General features: G+C 54.9%; 9 protein-coding genes, 1 tRNA gene and 1 pseudogene. 4 read left to right on the plus strand and 7 right to left on the minus strand.

What is annotated here, in order from left to right:
* Positions 1–1,990 precede the first annotated feature (1,990 nt).
* From B2R17_RS28480 to B2R17_RS26755, 3 genes and pseudogenes are all read left to right on the plus strand, one after another.
* Positions 1,991–2,353: pseudogene (locus B2R17_RS28480) on the plus strand (helicase C-terminal domain-containing protein); the annotation flags it as partial.
* Between the two features lie 552 nt (positions 2,354–2,905).
* Entirely contained in the window at positions 2,906–5,248 is a 2,343-nt protein-coding gene (locus tag B2R17_RS26750; protein WP_286766404.1) for a Zn-binding domain-containing protein, read from the plus strand.
* 14 nt (positions 5,249–5,262) lie between these two features.
* Positions 5,263–7,323 carry a 3'-5' exonuclease gene (locus tag B2R17_RS26755; RefSeq protein WP_286766405.1) on the plus strand — a complete coding sequence of 687 codons (2,061 nt, stop codon included), beginning with the start codon at positions 5,263–5,265 and terminating at the stop codon, positions 7,321–7,323.
* Between the two features lie 646 nt (positions 7,324–7,969).
* On the opposite strand, the gene B2R17_RS26760 is transcribed toward B2R17_RS26755, so the two are convergent.
* From B2R17_RS26760 to B2R17_RS26780, 5 genes are all read right to left on the minus strand, one after another.
* Positions 7,970–9,253 (minus strand): hypothetical protein, encoded by a 1,284-nt coding sequence (locus B2R17_RS26760; protein ID WP_286766406.1) that lies wholly within the window; start codon positions 9,251–9,253, stop codon positions 7,970–7,972.
* Between the two features lie 152 nt (positions 9,254–9,405).
* Positions 9,406–9,681 (minus strand): DUF1580 domain-containing protein, encoded by a 276-nt coding sequence (locus tag B2R17_RS26765; RefSeq protein ID WP_339886629.1) that lies wholly within the window; start codon positions 9,679–9,681, stop codon positions 9,406–9,408.
* A gap of 120 nt (positions 9,682–9,801) precedes the next feature.
* Positions 9,802–10,974, minus strand: a complete 1,173-nt coding sequence (locus B2R17_RS26770) for a hypothetical protein (protein WP_286766407.1) — start codon at positions 10,972–10,974, stop codon at positions 9,802–9,804.
* Positions 10,975–11,169: 195 nt separating this feature from the next.
* Positions 11,170–12,408 carry a tyrosine-type recombinase/integrase gene (locus tag B2R17_RS26775; protein WP_286766408.1) on the minus strand — a complete coding sequence of 413 codons (1,239 nt, stop codon included), beginning with the start codon at positions 12,406–12,408 and terminating at the stop codon, positions 11,170–11,172.
* A gap of 117 nt (positions 12,409–12,525) precedes the next feature.
* Positions 12,526–12,599, minus strand: a tRNA-Asp gene (locus tag B2R17_RS26780).
* A 332-nt stretch (positions 12,600–12,931) separates the two neighbouring features.
* Between B2R17_RS26780 and B2R17_RS26785 the strand changes: the two genes are divergently transcribed.
* On the plus strand, positions 12,932–13,099 hold the full coding sequence (locus tag B2R17_RS26785) for a hypothetical protein (protein WP_008658515.1): 168 nt from the start codon (positions 12,932–12,934) through the stop codon (positions 13,097–13,099).
* Between the two features lie 100 nt (positions 13,100–13,199).
* Here the strand turns inward: B2R17_RS26785 and B2R17_RS26790 are convergent, their stop codons facing one another.
* Together B2R17_RS26790 and B2R17_RS26795 are read right to left on the minus strand one after the other, a co-directional pair.
* On the minus strand, positions 13,200–14,756 hold the full coding sequence (locus B2R17_RS26790) for a DUF1501 domain-containing protein (protein WP_286766409.1): 1,557 nt from the start codon (positions 14,754–14,756) through the stop codon (positions 13,200–13,202).
* Positions 14,753–17,151: DUF1553 domain-containing protein (locus B2R17_RS26795; RefSeq protein WP_286766410.1), on the minus strand; the 2,399-nt coding region annotated here is incomplete at its 5' end. The genes B2R17_RS26795 and B2R17_RS26790, both read right to left, overlap by 4 nt.

The raw sequence follows: 17,151 nt of genomic DNA on the forward strand, positions 1-17,151 counted from the left end.
TGCAGGCGTGCCTGCTTCGCAGGTCGAAGTGGTTGGAGGGCGACGCATAACTCCAGAATTGGCTGAAGAAATCACCGGCGACAATGAGTTGCCATCGATCAAAGAGATTCGATCTTTGGGTAGCTACGAAGAACGATATCGCAGATTGGCTTCGGTTGCGAAGGTTAGGGAACTGCGAGAGAGGCTCACTAAGTCAGAGATGCGGCTCGATGAGATCCAGGAGCATTTTGGAACAACAGACAAGGCAAGCTACACCATTCAACTCCTCGATGCGTGCTCTGAGCAACCACCCAAGGACTTTGGATCACAGCCACTGCTGCCGTTGCGAGGGCACTTCTTCTTGCGTGCTCGCACCGGCACCTGGGCTTGCTGGAACGACAAGTGTGAAGGACGCCAGGACTCGCTGGATTCCTCATGGCCATTTGGCACTATATTTCATGACTATCGCCGAGTCTGCCCTCATTGCAATTCGCAGGTGTTTGAGGTCGTGCTATGTCGTGATTGTGGTGAACCTTATCTCGCGGCTCAAGCTGAAGTTCGTGACGCGTTGAAACCGATCTCGTGCTGGGATGAAATCACCGAAGACGATTTCCAGTTGGTCGACGACAGTGATGAGACAGATGAGACCAGTGAGACGTCATCGAACGCTCTCGAGGAACTCATTTGCACAGGTATCAAGAACGAGTTCACCTCGAGCCCTGCGAAACATGATGCTGTTACCGGTGAACTAGCTAGCTCTGGCAAAATCGTTGATCTCCGTGTTGCAACACGGACGGACCGGGGCCGTTTGCGATGTGTGAGATGTGGTGAGACAACAGGAAAGATTGAGACGCAGTTCGCCCCTCTGCGTTCCACAGGTGCCTTTTACCTGAGCGCGACAATTCCAGGGTTGCTGGAGCATATGCCCGAGATCAAGGACAGGATCCCTCGACCAAACAATGGTCGTCAGCTGATCACGTTTACCGACTCGCGGCAGGGTACTGCCCGGTTCGCGAGCCTGATGCAGCTCAACGCTGAGAAAGCCTATGTGCGAAGCGAGCTCTACCACAAGCTACATGCGTCATCAGTGAACGTAGACGTGGATACCGTCCTACAGTTGCGACAACAGATCGAAAATCTATCAGGAATGCCTGGAGTTCAGAAAGCTGTTGAACTGCTACGCAGACAACTAGCCCAAGAGGAATCGAAGTATGCCGCAGGTCCGACGCTGACGTGGGATCAGGCAATTGAGCATCTTTCGAAGCAGTCACCGATCAAGATGTTCATCGGTGATTCGACTAAGCTGCGCTACGAACGAAGTTCGCTACCACCTCGGCAGTTCGCTGAGATGTTTCTGTTTCGCGAGTTTTTAAGGCGTCCAAGGGGAGGCAACTCTTTAGAGACACTTGGACTAGTGTCGATTCATTTCCCGGTTTTGGAAGCCGTCGATCCGCCCGGTGAATGGACAAATCACGGCGGAGACGCGGCGAGCTGGAGAGATTTCCTAAAGCTTTCAATCGATTACTTTGTACGAGCGAATTATTGTTCAGAGATCGATACCCAATATCGCCGTTGGCTAGGAATGAATTTCTCGGCGAGAACTTTGGTAGGCCCCGATTCCGCTGAAGGGCCAAGGAACAGCCGTCGTTGGCCAACCGTGAATGCGACGCAGCGATCGGACCAGCGTTTGATGACGCTGATTCGCCTCCACCTCGGCTTGGACGCCGGCGTGAAGCGTGATGACGTGGTTCTCGACGCCGTGCTTCGTGCAGCTTGGAAAGCAATCTACGCTGCCAAAATTTTGAGTTCATCGGGTGATGGAGGAAACGTCTCTTTTCAGTTGGATTTCAGCAAAAGTGAGCTTCGACTCATTGGCGATGCTTATGTATGCCCGGTAACGAACCGTGTGCTTGATACATCGCTGAGCGGCATCTCCCCCTATCACACAAAGGACTCTCTTGACCAATCGAGGGAGGCTTTAAAGCGGCTCGGCAGATGTACTGCGATCGTGATGCCGAAACTCGCTCATCCCTTTGGTCTCAGCGACTCGGGGGCCGTCTTGTCATCGAGCCAAATCCAAGACTGGCTAGAATCCGATCCGGGGGTTAGGCGTGTTCGGGAAGCCGGTGTCTGGGGTGAGTTCAGTGACAGAATCGTCCATGTTCCCAGTTACTTTGAGTCGGCCGAACACTCCGGACAGGTATCGAAAGACCGTCTGCAAGAACTTGAGAACCGGTTCCGGGAACGCAAAACCAATGTTCTTAGTTGCTCGACGACAATGGAGATGGGAATCGATATCGGAGGGCTCACCGCAGTCGCGATGAACAATGCGCCTCCCGGCCCGGCGAACTGGTTGCAGCGGGCGGGACGTGCCGGTCGAAAAGGGATCGCGCAGGCTGTAACCCTGACGTTGTGCCGAAGCATGCCTCATGGCCGTGCTGTTTTCGAAAACCCGGCATGGCCATTTCGGACGCCAATTCATGTTCCCCAGGTGTCGCTGAGCAGTGACCGAATTGTGCAACGCCATGTGCAGTCATTCCTTCTTTCTTGTTACTTCGGCTCGCTGAATGTTGACGACGCAATCAAACTCGACACGCAATGGATGTTCGCGTCAACTGAAGGTAAACCCTCTTACGCGGAACGCTTTCAAATTTGGCTCGACGACGGTGCGGCGGAGGATCAGACAATCGCCGACGCTGTTGATCGCATTACTGCACGGTCTGGCCTGGAGACCGAATCCCTACGCAAACTGCTAGACGACTGCATTGTCCTAATATCTAAAATCGCTGCGAATTGGCAGCAAGCGGACAAAGTTCTCGAGGAAGAACTCGAGTCAGTCGGTGGAATGCCGGAGGCTGGTACGAGACCAACACCATTGCAGCGTGCTATCGCGATTCAGCTGCAGCGACATCGAGGTGAGTTTCTTTTGAAAGAACTCGCACAGAGCGGTTTCCTGCCCTCGCACGGATTCCCGCTTGATGTCTTGCCGTTTGTGACTTCCAGCGCGGAATCGATGGAGCAGGATCGCAACGTGGCCAACAGTGGAAGGGATCGTGACGACAACTGGTTCCGCAAAAATGATTTTCCTTCTCGGCAGTTGCCGATGGCGATACGAGAGTATGCACCAGGCAATTCTGTGGTAATTGACGGCCTCTCCTACCAATCCAGTGGACTAACACTGCACTGGAAGATTCCACCGTCTGACGAAGGTTTTCGAGAACCGCAAGCAATCCGCACCTATTACCAGTGCAAGCGGTGCGGTTTCTCCAAATCAGGACGTTCGGTACCTGACACATGTCCGGCATGCGGCAATGACAAAATTCACTCGGTTCGATACATCAAACCAACCGGGTTCGCTGTTGATATCCGCAGTGGGATGCCAAACTCAATCGACGAAAGATCCTGTTTTGTTCCTCCAACTGACCCGCGAATAAATTGTGAATCCGATTGGATTTCGCTGCCAAACCCTAGCATCGGTTCGTATCGTCACGACAGCGATGGACATGTTTTCCATTTCAGCAAAGGAACGGGCGGTCATGGATACGCAATTTGCTTGCGATGTGGTCGAGCCGCGTCTGAACCTGAGCCAGACCAAAAAGCTTCACCACTTAATCGTGGAGGGCAGCATAAAAAGTTAAGAACTGGGAACAAAAAGCAGAACACAGATGTGTGCGAAGGAACCGACGAAAGCTTCGCGATCCAACGCTACGTTTGGCTTGGTGGCGAAGAAGTCACTGATGTGTTCCAGTTGCGACTGAAGGCTTTCGACGGTACCGACGGAGGAATCGATGAAACGACTGCAGTGCCACTTGCCATTGCGTTGCGAAATGCCCTGGCTGACTTCCTGGGGATTGATACTCGTGAAATTGGCTGGGCTGTACAAGAAAATCGAGATGATGGCTTCTCTTTCAACGACATCTATTTGTATGACACCGCTGCGGGCGGAGCGGGTTACGTAGCTGCGACTGGAATGTTTATCGAGGAGTTGTTAGAAGCCGCACGTTCTCAGTTGGAGTGCACCTGCAGCGCTGCGTGTCACAATTGCCTTCTGTCTTTCGATACTCAGCACCACGCCAAAAATCTCGACAGGAGGCCTGCCTATGATTTTCTGAACAGCTCGTTCTTTGATAGTCTTAAGGTACCTGAGTCGTATCAGTGTTTTGGCGATAAAACGCACTGGGAGTCTGGTTCGATCACGGAGGGCGTGCTTCGCCAACTCATCAAACCAGGAGTTCATGTCATCGAGATTGTCGCCGATGGCAGTGCTGGCCATTGGGATATCGAATCATGGAAAATGTGGCGGCATCTCACCAAGCTCTCGACTTCCGATACCGGGGTGAAGGTCAAGATTGTTCTTTGCGAATCGATTATGCAATCACTCGATTGGCCGGTCTTGAACTCGCTCGTGACTAAGGCGGTGGGTAGGAGCATGGAAGTGATCCAAGTCTTGGACCGCGATGTTGTTGTTGGCTCAGGGAGACTGGCCGCACGTGTACACACGGCGTCGGAGAGTATTCAGTGGGCTCTCTTCGACGAGGAAATCCTGACACCAGGTGCCAATTGGGGCGTTCCGTCACCAGAACAGCCAACTGTAAAAAGTCGAAGCGAGAAGCTAGCACTGCTCGAAGGACGAGCTTGCACGCTTGAAGAAGTTAAAGAGAAGCAGCCCAATAACTGCAAAGTAACGTTTGTCGATCGAGAACTTGATGGGCAGGTAACTTCTTTCGGGGAGTTGTTTTGGAAGCAAACTCGCGGTGCCTCGGCTCTTTTGAACGATCAAATGAGCCGAGGCAATCCAACAAAGGCTTTCTATACAGATCGCTACCTGCGCTCACCAATCACCGCTAGGTTGCTGTACGAAATAGTCGCGGCCTGCACTACCGACCATTCCTCACTAGAACTAGACATTCTTACCTCCTGGAAAAAACCAAATCGGTCTGGCAACAATATTCGGTCTGATTGGTCTCATCCCACCACGCAGAAAATGTGCCTCGAAGCAATCTATTCTGCCTTTAAAACGTCTGTAAAAAATCCAGACTACCGACACCTAGACCATGCAAGGAAGCTGACGCTCACGTGGGAAGATGGCTCAAGCGTGATGTTGGTCTTGGACCAAGGGGTGGGGTTCATGCAGGAAGATGGTTGCGTCCCATTTGACCTAAGTCTAGCCCCGGCCAAACAGGCAAAGGACTTGATAGGACGCAAGTTTGGCATCCGGCACATCGGACGACGAATGCCAATCTACATCATGAACGCAGCCCAATCTTGAGTCGCGAGCAAACGATGCAATTCCGAATCTCCGACACGTTCACTGATAGCCTGACGCGTCTGACTGCTGATGAGCAAAAGGCGGTCAAGACGACTGCGTTTGACATGCAGCTCAACCCGGCGAATCCGGGGCTGCAATTCCATCGAATTGAACGCTGCAAGGACAGGCACTTCTGGTCGATCCGTGCGGGGCGTGATATTCGCGTGATCGTCCACAAGACGGACGCGAGCTTGCTGCTGTGTTACGTCGACCACCATGACAAGGCGTACCAGTGGGCTGAAAAACGAAAGCTGGAACGACACCCGAAAACGGGTGCGGCTCAATTGGTCGAGATCCGTGAAACGGTTCGCGAGATCGCAGTTCCAACGTACGTGGAAGCCACTCCCCAGCCCATGCCTCCCTGTTTGAGTGGCATCGTTCGAGAGGACTTGCTGACTTACGGGGTTCCTGACCAGTGGGTCGACGACTGTTTAGGCGCCGACGAAGACCATCTACTGACCATCGCGGACCGTTTGCCGGGTGAGGCCGCAGAAGCCTTGCTGGTTCTAGCTACCGGTGGCCGACCAGAACCGCGAAGAGTGGCTGCCGACGACGCTGATCCCTTCAGTCACCCTGATGCTCAGCGACGATTTCGTGTACTCGACAATGCCGACGAGCTTGCGGCGGCGTTGGACGCCCCTTGGGAAAAATGGATTGTATTCTTGCATCCATCGCAGCGTAGTTTCGTGGATCGCCGCTTCAGCGGTCCGGCTCGCGTTTCGGGGAGTGCGGGAACTGGCAAGACGATCGTGGCGATTCACCGAGCCGCAGCGGCCCTGAAATCGAACTTGGGCCACGTGTTGCTCACGACCTTCTCGGACGATTTGGCAAAGTCGTTGCGGGAAAAGGTGAATCGATTGGTTCCCAAAGAGCGACTGACAAGTCTTTTGCCCCAATCGCATGTTCCACCAACGCTTGTCGTCGCATCGCTGGACGAGATCGCGAAGCAGCTTCTCACCGCCGACGAAGCCCCACTTCAAACCGTTGAAGACGACGAGTTGTTCGAACTGATTGAGGCGATCACAAAAGAGCAGAAGGAATCATCGCTGTCCCCGCAGTTCCTGCTCGACGAGTGGAACGATGTCGTCGACGGTTGGAATCTTAATGATTGGTCACAATACCGTGACTTCAAACGCCTCGGCCGTAAAACTCGCCTCGCTGAAGCGGGTCGCAAGCAAGCATGGGAAGTGTTTCGGCAACTGCGTGAGGTTCTGTCCGCGCAAGGCAAGAAAACCATGCCCATGGTTTATGCCCAGTTGGCAGAATCGACGACCAACCCGTTTCACGCCGTCATCGTCGACGAGTGCCAAGACGTCAGCCCAGCCGGACTTCGCTTCCTCAGCCGTTTGGCCGAGCAGAATCTCGGAGAGTTGTTCTTCGCGGGGGATCTCGGGCAACGCATTTTCCAGACTCCATTCTCATGGTCTTCGCTGGGCGTCGACATTCGTGGACGCAGCCGGACCCTCAAAATCAACTACCGCACGTCACACCAAATCCGCCGAAGTGCCGATCGTCTATTGGATGGGACATTGTCCGATGTCGACGGCAACGAAGAAAGCCGAGACGGAACCGTCAGCGTCTTCAATGGCCCGCCTCCGTCGATTCATATCGCCGATGATGAAGAAGCCGAGTCGGACCATGTTGCTGATTGGTTGCTTGCCCGAGTGAGCGAAAATGTCAAACCATCCGAGATGGCCATCTTCGGTCGCACGGAGGCTCAGCTCGTCCGCGCTCGTGACGCAATCCGGAAGGCCTCCGACATTTCGGGTCGCGGTCTGGGTGCGATCCGCCTCGCCACGATGCACGGAGCCAAAGGACTCGAGTTCCGCTGCGTCTGTGTCATCGCCTGCGACGATGACATCATCCCGCTCGAAGAGCGGATCCAATCTGTCAGCGACCAAGCCGACCTCGAAGATCGATACAACACTGAACGCCACTTGCTGTACGTGGCGTGTACCCGAGCTCGAGACCATTTGCTGATTACGGGGGTTGAGCCGGTCTCGGAATTCCTGGAGGATTTTGATCCGTTGAGGTGAGTGGTGAGCGAGAGGATTGCCCTGTAGCGGTTGGTGACTTGGGGCGTTCACGTGGCTGAACGTAGGCATCGAGATGGTGCAAAAAAAGCTCGGAACGGGATCGGGCGTGACACCTAACCCCGTGTACGAGCCTTTCGTTTTGCGATTTTGGCAGCAAGGTAAATGCAGCTTTTCTATCGCGTTCTTGAACCATCGGCTTGGAAACATCGCGAGCAATACCAGCGTCCAGTTGCTACCTGGGTATCACAGTATCGGTCGCCGCATGGGCAGGGTGGTACTTCGTTTGGTTCCGCTTCTTGCCAGTCCTGTCCTTTCCACGTCACCCGCGTCAGTGAGGTGCCATCGTCACGGAACACCAGGCAGTCACACTTACTGCAGCGAAGACCTTGACTAGTTCCATACAGAATCGTCGATCCGCAATCGCACTGCATCCCCGTGGCGGCTTGCGGCTGGACCGCTTCGACGTTCTGGGGAGGCGAGTATCCAAACAGTCCGGCAAGCAAGGGGCTACCCCCGGTATGGCCCCCTACGTCCCCTTTCTTCCCTTTGCCAACGGAAACGTCTGGATTGCAGGTCGTTTTCGTTTCTGGCTGAAAGGTGTCAGGGGAGGTAAGGGGCACGTAGGGTGACTTAGATTGCTGAGTCACTATTGGTTATCGCCCGGCAAGTTGTAGCCATATCGTTTGGCCAACTCTTTAATTTCGTTTGGCGGGGTACGCCAAACTGAATCGCCATTCGATTTCTTTGGAGGATCGAAATAGTTCCGCAGCACACTTCCGACCATCCGTGGTTTGAAACCGCAGCTGGCCAAGTCCGGGTCAAGCTGTTCCGCAAGAGCAAGGATCTGGGATGCCGTCGGTGCTTCGCCGCTGGCTCGAATCGAATACAAAGCAGCAAGAATCGCTCGGTCGTAAGACGGTTGGACGCTTTCCGCAGCAATTGAAGAAGATTCAATTGCGTGGTTCGTGAGCAGCTCAAGGGCTTGCGTGTCTCCAGTGTGAGCAACAATTTTTCGCAGCGGATCCCAAAGCTCCGCATTGCGGTTCGAAAGCGATGAGTTGCCCAGGGTGAGAGTCGCAGCATCGTGGCCGTGTTCCAACGCCCATCGGTGGAGCATGTCGCGGGTCTCTGCGAACTGAATAGCGAGGTCATCGAGCGCCAGCGAGGCTTGCACGGAGCCCTCCGCCGCCCGCATCATTCGAACATTGATGCATCGAGAATAAAGCGCGGGAGGCAGGCCGCTGATGCAGCCAATCGCGATCGGACCATAGAAGTCAAATGATCGCGTTTCCCACTTGTCCTTGACGTATTCCATCCGATCTGCGGATGCTCCGCGGCGATACCCGGAAAGGAGAATCGAACGCAATTCACTTACGGATTCTGACTTTCGTTCATTCAGTCGCTCTGCTTCGTCAAACAGGAGCGTGCCCCCGTTTGCGTGCCGGCTGCGGAACAGTGCGGCGGCGGTTAGGTTGCCAGTCATCATTGGGCGGAAAGCGAGCCGTGCAAGCACGTCCATCGTTCTCGTTTTGCCCGATCCCGGCGGACCAGAAAAGTAAAGATAAGGAAGGGCTGGGAGTGCAGGATAGATGTAGGTCATCATCACCCAGGCAGATAGAACCAAGCCGTGCTGAACAGAGGCGTTCGGCGGAAAGGCAATCAATTGGTCGATCAGTTGCGCAATCGCTCGCAAGGTTTCACCAGTCGTTGGTGCAGGCTCTCCTTTCTCCCAATTAGCACGGCTTTCAGGCGACCAACCTGCCAACTTGTTGACTGTGCTTTGCGTCGGTTCGCCAGGAAGGGGCGAAAGCAGATATTCTTCTCCAGTCTGGAGAGTCAATTTCGGCTCAATCGGTCGCACTTTGCGAATAGTGCCCTCGCGAGAGTAGTGTTTCCAGAAGCCCGACAGTTTTCCGTCTTTAACTTGCATGCACGGAATCGATACTGCGGAGATGTTTGCGTCCATCATCAGATCCGGTCGGCGTACGTTTTTGACGCTGATCTCAACTGGAGAACCACTGTCTGCAGATGAGTTCGTCGTCGCTGGTTTTTTCTCTTCATTCGATTTTCGGGAGCTCACTTTCAAACTCCTTCTTTCGAGAGTTGATCAATCGCGCGAGCATGCTCGGTCGATCGAAACGGCGAAGGATTGATTGGTCGTTGAGCGTTGTTTGCCGCGACGTATCGGCGAACAGCTCCAACCGTTGTCAAGCGTTTCTGGCCGACAAGCCAAGATTCGAGAACCTGTCCTTGCTTGTTCTTTTGAAGGCACCAGCGAATTGCCGTGCTGGGGTGAACTTTCAAGCCGGTCGCCTGCTTGATGGCAGCCCGGACGGGCATCAGGTCGTTTGGAAGCATTTGTTGCTCTCCGAAGCGAGTTAACGGGTTAAAACGCAAATGGGAGCAAGCGCTGCATGGCGAACTTGCGCTGAATTGCGCCGATACGCGCTGGAACGCGTTTGCGCAAGAAAAGGTTTTTTACCTTGGTTTCAGGCGTATTTTGTCTTCCTTAAACGAGAGCATGTAGCCGCTCTCTTTCCCTAAAATTCTGTTGCCCATTTTCTGAAAATTCCGTAGGCGATGGCCGTCTTTGGTGTCTTTCTGCGCAATTCCTAAAAATTCCTGAACCTCCGAGATGGGGGCCGTCCAGAATGGTTCGCCGAGAAGGTAGTTGAGTAGGGCTCGCAATTGGCTATCGAGACCTTCCGCTTCTGGAAACTCCCCTGCGTCGATGCATTCTTTGATTGTTTTCGCATCGAAGGGGCGAGGGGGATCGTGCTCGCCGGAGGTCCATTGCCCCTTGGCTTTTGGTACCTGGCATGACGCTTCAGCAGTGCTGGGGCTTTTCTTCGCGGGAGCAAGCGATGATGGCAGCTCACTGGTTGCATGTTCATCCGCTTCTCGAGGTCTCATCGCGACGGCGAGAGCGTTTCTTCCGCGTTGGCGATTTTCATTGGTGAGAAGGCGGGCGCACTCGCATTGCAGCGATTCCCAAACTTCGCGCTCTAGATCATTGAGTATCGGAATCGAAATGTTGCGTTGAGCTTCCAGTTCCAGTTTTGCCATGTCCTCCAGATACTTGTCGAAGGCATCGTTCCATTGCGACTGATCGTCGTTCCTGCGACAGTTTTCTTCGGTCTGCTCCCAATCCGCATCCAGCTTGCGTTTTCCTTCGATATAGAATGCGCTACTCAGGACAACCCGATCTTCGTCGGGAAAGCGATAGGGATGATTCGGGTCAATGGAGCGTACCAAATACGGGGTCGCTTCGAAGCGATTTGACCGCTCAACGCCAAACAAGGTTCCGCATTCTTCTTCGGTCAGACTATCTGGTTCTCGCTCTTTCAATGGCGTGTAAGTCAGCGATCGGATGCTGACTGCAGTGCGTTGGCAGTATTCTGTAACCATGCGACGGAGCGTGAAATGCTCCCATGATTCGAGTTCTTGCTGACGTTTACTAATCTCGGTCATGGTCGAGGCGGGCGGAGGTTTCGGAGCTGCAATAGGTCCTGGAAGAATAGTTGCGACCTCTTGAAGGTGTTGGATTTGTTCGAAGAAGATAGAGAGCGGCCCAATGCCAGGTCGGCCAAAATCAGTGAGCGTGGGACCACCAGGTGTCGGCAGTGCAGTAAGGGTGCGGTTCCGGGGCAAGAATTTTTGAGAGCGGGTTTTAATGGCTTTCCCACCTGATCTGGCCTCCTGTTGCCGCGTGCGCTGAAACCGCAGGGGGCAAAGAGGGCGTAGGGTAGAAGCACGGGCATCCCGCGGTGCCCGTGCAGCGTCGGTTCATTGCCGGGCAGCCAGCGGAGATGTGGCTGCCCGTGGTTCAGTATTCACCCAGATGGGCTAGCCAATCTGGCGAGCTACTTCGATTCCCTTGGCGATGTCACGTTCGGCGTAGACTTGCGTCACGTCTGCGTTCTTGTGACCTAGCATGACTTGGGCGGCTTCCAGTCCGAACTGCTTGCGGATGTCGGTGCCGCGTGTGTGGCGAAGGCGGTTCGGGCTCCAGCGGTGTTCGGATTTCCACTTCTTTGCCTCTTCTTCGGAGAGATCCGCAGGAGGTGGAAATGCTTTGTCGCAGGCGTTGTGAATCGCGCGGCGGTAGCTCTCGGTGGTGTAGCATTCGCCCGGCGATTTCGCTGCTTTCTTGCCCTTCAACCCACCGCGATCGTTCTTGCGGCCTCGGCGGTTCCCGCATGAAGGTGGCGTAGCTCGCTTCGCAGCACGCTCGGCACGCAACTGCTCCACAACCTCGATTGGGCGGAACAGATAAACGTCGGGTTCGCGTTCGAGGTAGCGAAGAAGGATCGGCTGAGCTTTCGGGCCAATGAAGAGCGTGCGATCGTGGCCGTGCCAGTCTGTTTTGTGTTCGGCAACATTCGCGATCCACACGTCCCCCGACCGGTCGATACAGCCGGGTGTCAGCTGACAGACTTCACCGGGGCGGCAACCAGTGAGCAATTGAACTCGTGCCATGTCCGCGAGGATCGGCGGAAGTTCTTTGAGGGTGGCGTCAACAATCGATTGCTCAATTGGCAGGATTGGATCCGTTTCCGGTGCCTCGGTTCGCCCCTTCTTCAATGGTGCGATCAGTCGCAAAGCTTCGTGGATCGAAGGCGGAAGCTTTCCTTCTGCAGCGGCCCACTTGAGCATGCGGACGATTCGTTTCATTCGGCTGTTGATGCCGGGGCGACTGAGGCCGCTTTCGATCATCGATTGGCGGACTGCTTTGAACTGCTCGGGGCCAAACGAGGTAGCGGGTGAATTGGCGTAGAGTTTTTTCAGTGGCTTCAGGGCGAGTTTGATCCGATGGAGTTCGGAGGTTTTCGCCGTGCCGTAGTAGCTGCGTGAATGGCGCAGGTAGTCCACCATGATCATCGCGATGGAGAGCTCCTCGCAGGACAGACCGAAGTTCGGGCTTCGGTTGCTCGCGAGATACTCTGCGATAACGCGATCGTATTCAGCAATCGATGCTTTGCTTTTCCATGGACCGAGATAGTAGTCTCGTCCATTGATTGTCACGCGAGCTTGCCCGCTTTTGTGCTTTCGGTACTTGGGCACCGAGCCGGAAGAATGTGGCATGAGCCTCACCTTTGAATGCCTTGCGGGTATGTACCCACAAGAGGACTTGCAAAAGCGTGCTCTGCCAGAGGCGGCAGGTATTCGTTTGAGTCAACGAATCACGAGAGATTAAAGAAGCGACGCGGACGGGACTCGAACCCGCAACCTCCGGATCGACAGTCCGGGGCTCTAACCAATTGAGCTACCGCGCCTTGAAGAGGTCAACCAAAGCGTTTGAAAACAACTTTTAGTCTTCTTCAAAGGCTCGCAAGAAGATGAAGAAAGTCTCATCTCCGCTGCGATGGGGTGGAGTATATCTATGCTCGGATTGCTTGCAAGGCCGGTCTGAGGGGTCACCCAAAATTTTGTTTGCCGCCCCGCAAACCACGTCGGTTTGCACTGATTTTAGCGGTCAAACCTTGCGGGAAACTCGCATCTGCGTGTTTCTACTTCGCACCAAGGAGAACAGTGCGACATCACTGACCAATCGAACTACGGTTGATTGCACGTACCCCGTGAAACACACGCAATCGAGAGTTCCAATATGGACGCTTTCCTGCTCGCCTTTTCTATCGTCGACTACTTCTGGGACTGTTGGTGGGAGTTCAAACTGTACTTCCTGCACCTGACAAAGTTCCAATGGATGTTGCTTTCTATCGCTTCCGTTTTGAGCGGATTCCTCTGCCTTCGCGGTGATCGATTCCGAATTTAATCGGATCGCCTGGACCTCGCTTCAAACGCGAAAAGCAAACTTTCGCCTGACCCGCACCAGGCCGCCGAAGCATTCGACGGTCCGGTTCACTCTTTTCGCTTTAGGCGAGCAACTCGCGAACGACGCGAGCTTCTTCCACACCGGTCAAACGCTGGTCGAGCCCCTGGAACGGGTAGGTGAATCGTTCGTGATCGATTCCCATCTGATTCAGAATGGTCGCGTTCAAATCACGAATGTGGACTCCGTCACGGACAATGTTGTAGCTGAACTCGTCCGTTTCGCCGTGCACGACCCCTTGCTTGATTCCGGCACCCGCCATCCAGATCGAGAAACACTTGGGATGGTGATCGCGACCGTAGTTGGTTTTGGTGAGTGCGCCCTGGCAGTAGATCGTTCGACCGAACTCTCCACCCCAAACGACCAACGTGTCATCGAGTAGCCCGCGCTGCTTCAAATCAGTGAGCAAGCCGGCCGACGGTTGGTCGGTGTCCCGGCATTGGTTCGGAAGATCCTTGGGCAACGCACCGTGTTGGTCCCAACCGCGGTGGAAGATTTGCGTGAAGCGAACGCCACGCTCGGCCATCCGTCGTGCCATCAAGCAGCAGTTTGCGAATGTTCCCGGTTTGGTGACGTCGGGGCCATACAGGTCTAGCACGTGTTGCGGTTCGTCACTGAGGTCAGTGAGTTCCGGCACGCTGGTTTGCATCTTGAAAGCCATCTCGTACTGGGCGATCCGGGCTTCGGTTTCGGGATCGTGCCAGCGGTCGAGCGTGTTGCGATTCAGTTCGGCCAGCGTGTCGAGCATCCGGCGGCGCACGCCTGAGTCAATTCCGTCAGGGTTAGAGAGATACAAAACCGGATCGCCGGCACTTCGCAACGCGACGCCCTGATACTTGCTGGGTAAAAAGCCGCTTCCCCACAAGCGGTTGTAGAGAGCTTGAGCTTGTTTGCGGCCGGTCCAAGACGCGGTCATCACAAGGAACGCGGGAAGGTCTTCGTTTTCGGTTCCTAGTCCGTAGCTCAACCACGAACCCAAGGACGCTTTGCCGGGAAGTTGATTTCCGGTGCAGATGTACGTGATCGCGGGATCATGATTGATCGCTTCGGTGTACATCGATTTGACTAAGGCGATCTCGTCCACCTTTTTGGCCATGTGCGGAATCAGTTCGCTGGCCATCGTCCCGTTGGCACCATGCGGGCTGAACTTGTAGATGCTCGGCGCGATGGGGAATCGAGATTGACCGCTGGTCATCGTCGTTAACCGTTGGCCTTGCCGGATCGACTCAGGCAGATCTTTGTCAAACCAATCGGCCATCTGAGGTTTGTGATCCCACATGTCCATTTGGCTGGGAGCACCCGACATGAACAAATAGATCGCCCGTTTCGCGGCCGGCTCGTGGTGCGGCAAACCAGGTTGTCCAGGAACACCGGCTTGAGGTGCTCCGGCGGGCGGCGTGTCCAGTGACACGGTTTGGCTATCGGCGGCACGTCCCATCCCGGGCATGGAGGCGAGTGCGGCTGCACCCAAACCCGCCGCGGCGCTGGAAAACAGCGAGCGACGAGTGAGGTGTTGCATGCGTTCTTGCAGGACCGATGACATCAAAGGTGATTGTGTCAGCGAGTTCCAGTCTTCACAGGGGAATTCAGAGCGACTCATTTGCAAACCACCTCGTCCAAGTTCAAAAGGGTGTTCATCACGACGGTCCATGCGGCCAGTTCAGGGTCGGGAGTCCCGGTCAACTCACGGGCTTCTTCAAGCTGGACCGAGTAGTGCTCGATCAGATCCGCCAACAAAAGTTCCAGCGATCGGAGTTCGTTCGTCTCGATCGGGCGCAACGTCACTCGCTCGAAAGCAGATTGAATTCGCTTTCGAGAGATCGCTTCCCAGTCGGCCTGATCCGGGGTCGGCGATGCGGTGATCTTTTGGGCCATGGCTTTTGCGGCCTGCATCGCTTGCGTTTCATTGAGCAGCAACAAGGCTTGCATCGGCGTGTTGGTTCGTTCGCGGCGAGCGGTGCATGACTCACGACTGGGAGCATCAAACGTTGACATCACAGCGGGGGCACTGGTCCGTTTCCAAAACGTGTAGATGCTACGGCGAACAGTTTCGTCGCCTTCGTCGGGGACGAAGTTAGCGGTGTCACTATCGGTGTATCCCACCGCTTCCCACAGCCCAGCTGGTTGAGGCGGTTTAACGCTCGGGCCGCCTCGGGTTGCGACCAACAAACCAGACAGTGAAAGCATTTGGTCGCGAAGCGTTTCGGCGTCCAATCGGAAACGAGGCCCGCGGGCGAAGTAGCGATTGTTCGGATCGACGGTGAGCATGGTGCTGGTCGCCGTTGCGTCACGGCGATAGGTCTCGGTCATCACCAGTCGTTTCATCATCTCTTTCACATTCCAACCGCTCTCGCGAAAATCGATGGCGAGTTCGTCGAGCAATTCGGGATGCGATGGCAAGTGACCTTGGCTGCCGAAGTCTTCGCTGCTTTTGACCAATCCGTTTCCAAAGAGTTGCTGCCAAAGACGATTGACGGCAACGCGAGCGGTCAGAGGGTGATCTTCGCGAAGTAACCACTGGGCGAGTCCCAAGCGATCCAAGGGAGCGTCTTCGGGGAACTCGGGGAGAAAACCGGGGACCGCACGTTCGACTTTTTCGCCGGGTGAATCGTAGAGCCCGCGTTCCAGAATGTGAGCGTCGCGGGGTTTGGCGGTTTCTTTCCAAACCAACGTCGTTGGAACTTGGCCGTTGATTTTGTCTCGCATCGCGATCATGCCGTCATGCATGTCGTTCAACGCGATCCAACTTGGATGATCACAAACGATCTCGCGATAGAACGCTTGGGTTGCTTGCCAATCCAGGGTTTCGGTATCGCTTGATTCCTCGGGTGCTGACAAGGCGGCCAAGCGTTGTTTCAAGGTGTCGGAAAATTCGACGGTGGACGATTGGATCGCATAGGTCAGCGTCGCTGGTCCGCTTCGGTTGACGTGTCGAACGAACAGGTGGTTGTCGCCTTTTTTGAGCGACAGATTGTGGCGTTGCGACAACGGTCGAATGTCATCGTCCTTGCGATTGCCAGGTTTCTGCTTGGCCACTTCTTTGCCGTTGAGAAACAGAACGCTGCCTTCATCGGCTCCGAACATCAATTCAACGGATTGATCCGACGGAGACCGGATGACTTGATGCAGAATCGAAACGCTGGGGGAACCTTCGATCGTCGGCAGTTCGTTGCTCAACACCGAAACAATGTCGGTGCGATGCTCCCATTCATATTCTTGATCTTGATAGGAGACCTTTTTGGCCGGATCGAATTCATTCTTGTCTTCGCCCGCGAAGGCCTTGTTCAAACCATCGCCGACGTTCTCGATTTTCAGCGGCCCGATCAAGTGTGAGTCACCCAGGACGATGCGTTGGTCTTCGGGCAACTGGTTCATCGAGGAATGCAACGACAAAGCCACATGGCGAAGCATGTGGGAAACGTGCTGCGATTCGTAATGCAATGAAACACGGATCTGTCCCGCTTCGGCTTCGATGGCTTGGATTCCAAACCAAGCCGTTCGGTCGCCGGTTGCTTCGTGACCGCCAACGGCCCATCCGGTCTTTGTGTCAATTTTTCCGTCAATCGCGTTGGTCACCGCGAATTCGTCGCCGGATTGTTCGCGGGTTGCTTTGGCGGAACGAATCGGAACTTCCGTCCATTCCGATTGGTCATCGGGACGCGTTTCGATTTTGATTTCGCTGAGCACGGCGTTTTGGTTGGATGCCGTTCCGACTCGCGGGTGTTCTTCGTCTGTTTTGGCGTGCAGTTGCAACATCCGCCAAGTGCCAGCGGGCAGCGACGAAACGATGTGCATCACGTCTTTCGCGGGAGGTGTGCCGTCCCATTCCACCGATCCGTCTTCGTTCTGTTTGAACTTTCCGTCGTTCTTGGTGGTGACTTCGACCGGCATCAAGTTCGCGTGGAACGATTCCTCGCTCGCTGCCAACGTTTGCTGCCATTGGAGTTGGGCGGCGTCGACTTCTGGCAACGGTCCCGCCATCTCGGCTTTCAGGG

It is taken from the genome of Rhodopirellula sp. UBA1907 (assembly GCF_002337565.1).
Lineage (GTDB): Bacteria > Planctomycetota > Planctomycetia > Pirellulales > Pirellulaceae > Rhodopirellula > Rhodopirellula europaea.

What these genes read in the sequence shown, in the direction of transcription:
- B2R17_RS26755 (WP_286766405.1), top strand. Translation starts at nt 5,263, where the DNA reads ATGCAATTCCGAATCTCCGACACGTTCACTGATAGCCTGACGCGTCTG.
- B2R17_RS26760 (WP_286766406.1), bottom strand. Translation starts at nt 9,253, where the DNA reads ATGCAAGTTAAAGACGGAAAACTGTCGGGCTTCTGGAAACACTACTCT.
- B2R17_RS26765 (WP_339886629.1), bottom strand. Translation starts at nt 9,681, where the DNA reads ATGCTTCCAAACGACCTGATGCCCGTCCGGGCTGCCATCAAGCAGGCG.
- B2R17_RS26775 (WP_286766408.1), bottom strand. Translation starts at nt 12,408, where the DNA reads ATGCCACATTCTTCCGGCTCGGTGCCCAAGTACCGAAAGCACAAAAGC.
- B2R17_RS26785 (WP_008658515.1), top strand. Translation starts at nt 12,932, where the DNA reads ATGGACGCTTTCCTGCTCGCCTTTTCTATCGTCGACTACTTCTGGGAC.
- B2R17_RS26790 (WP_286766409.1), bottom strand. Translation starts at nt 14,756, where the DNA reads ATGAGTCGCTCTGAATTCCCCTGTGAAGACTGGAACTCGCTGACACAA.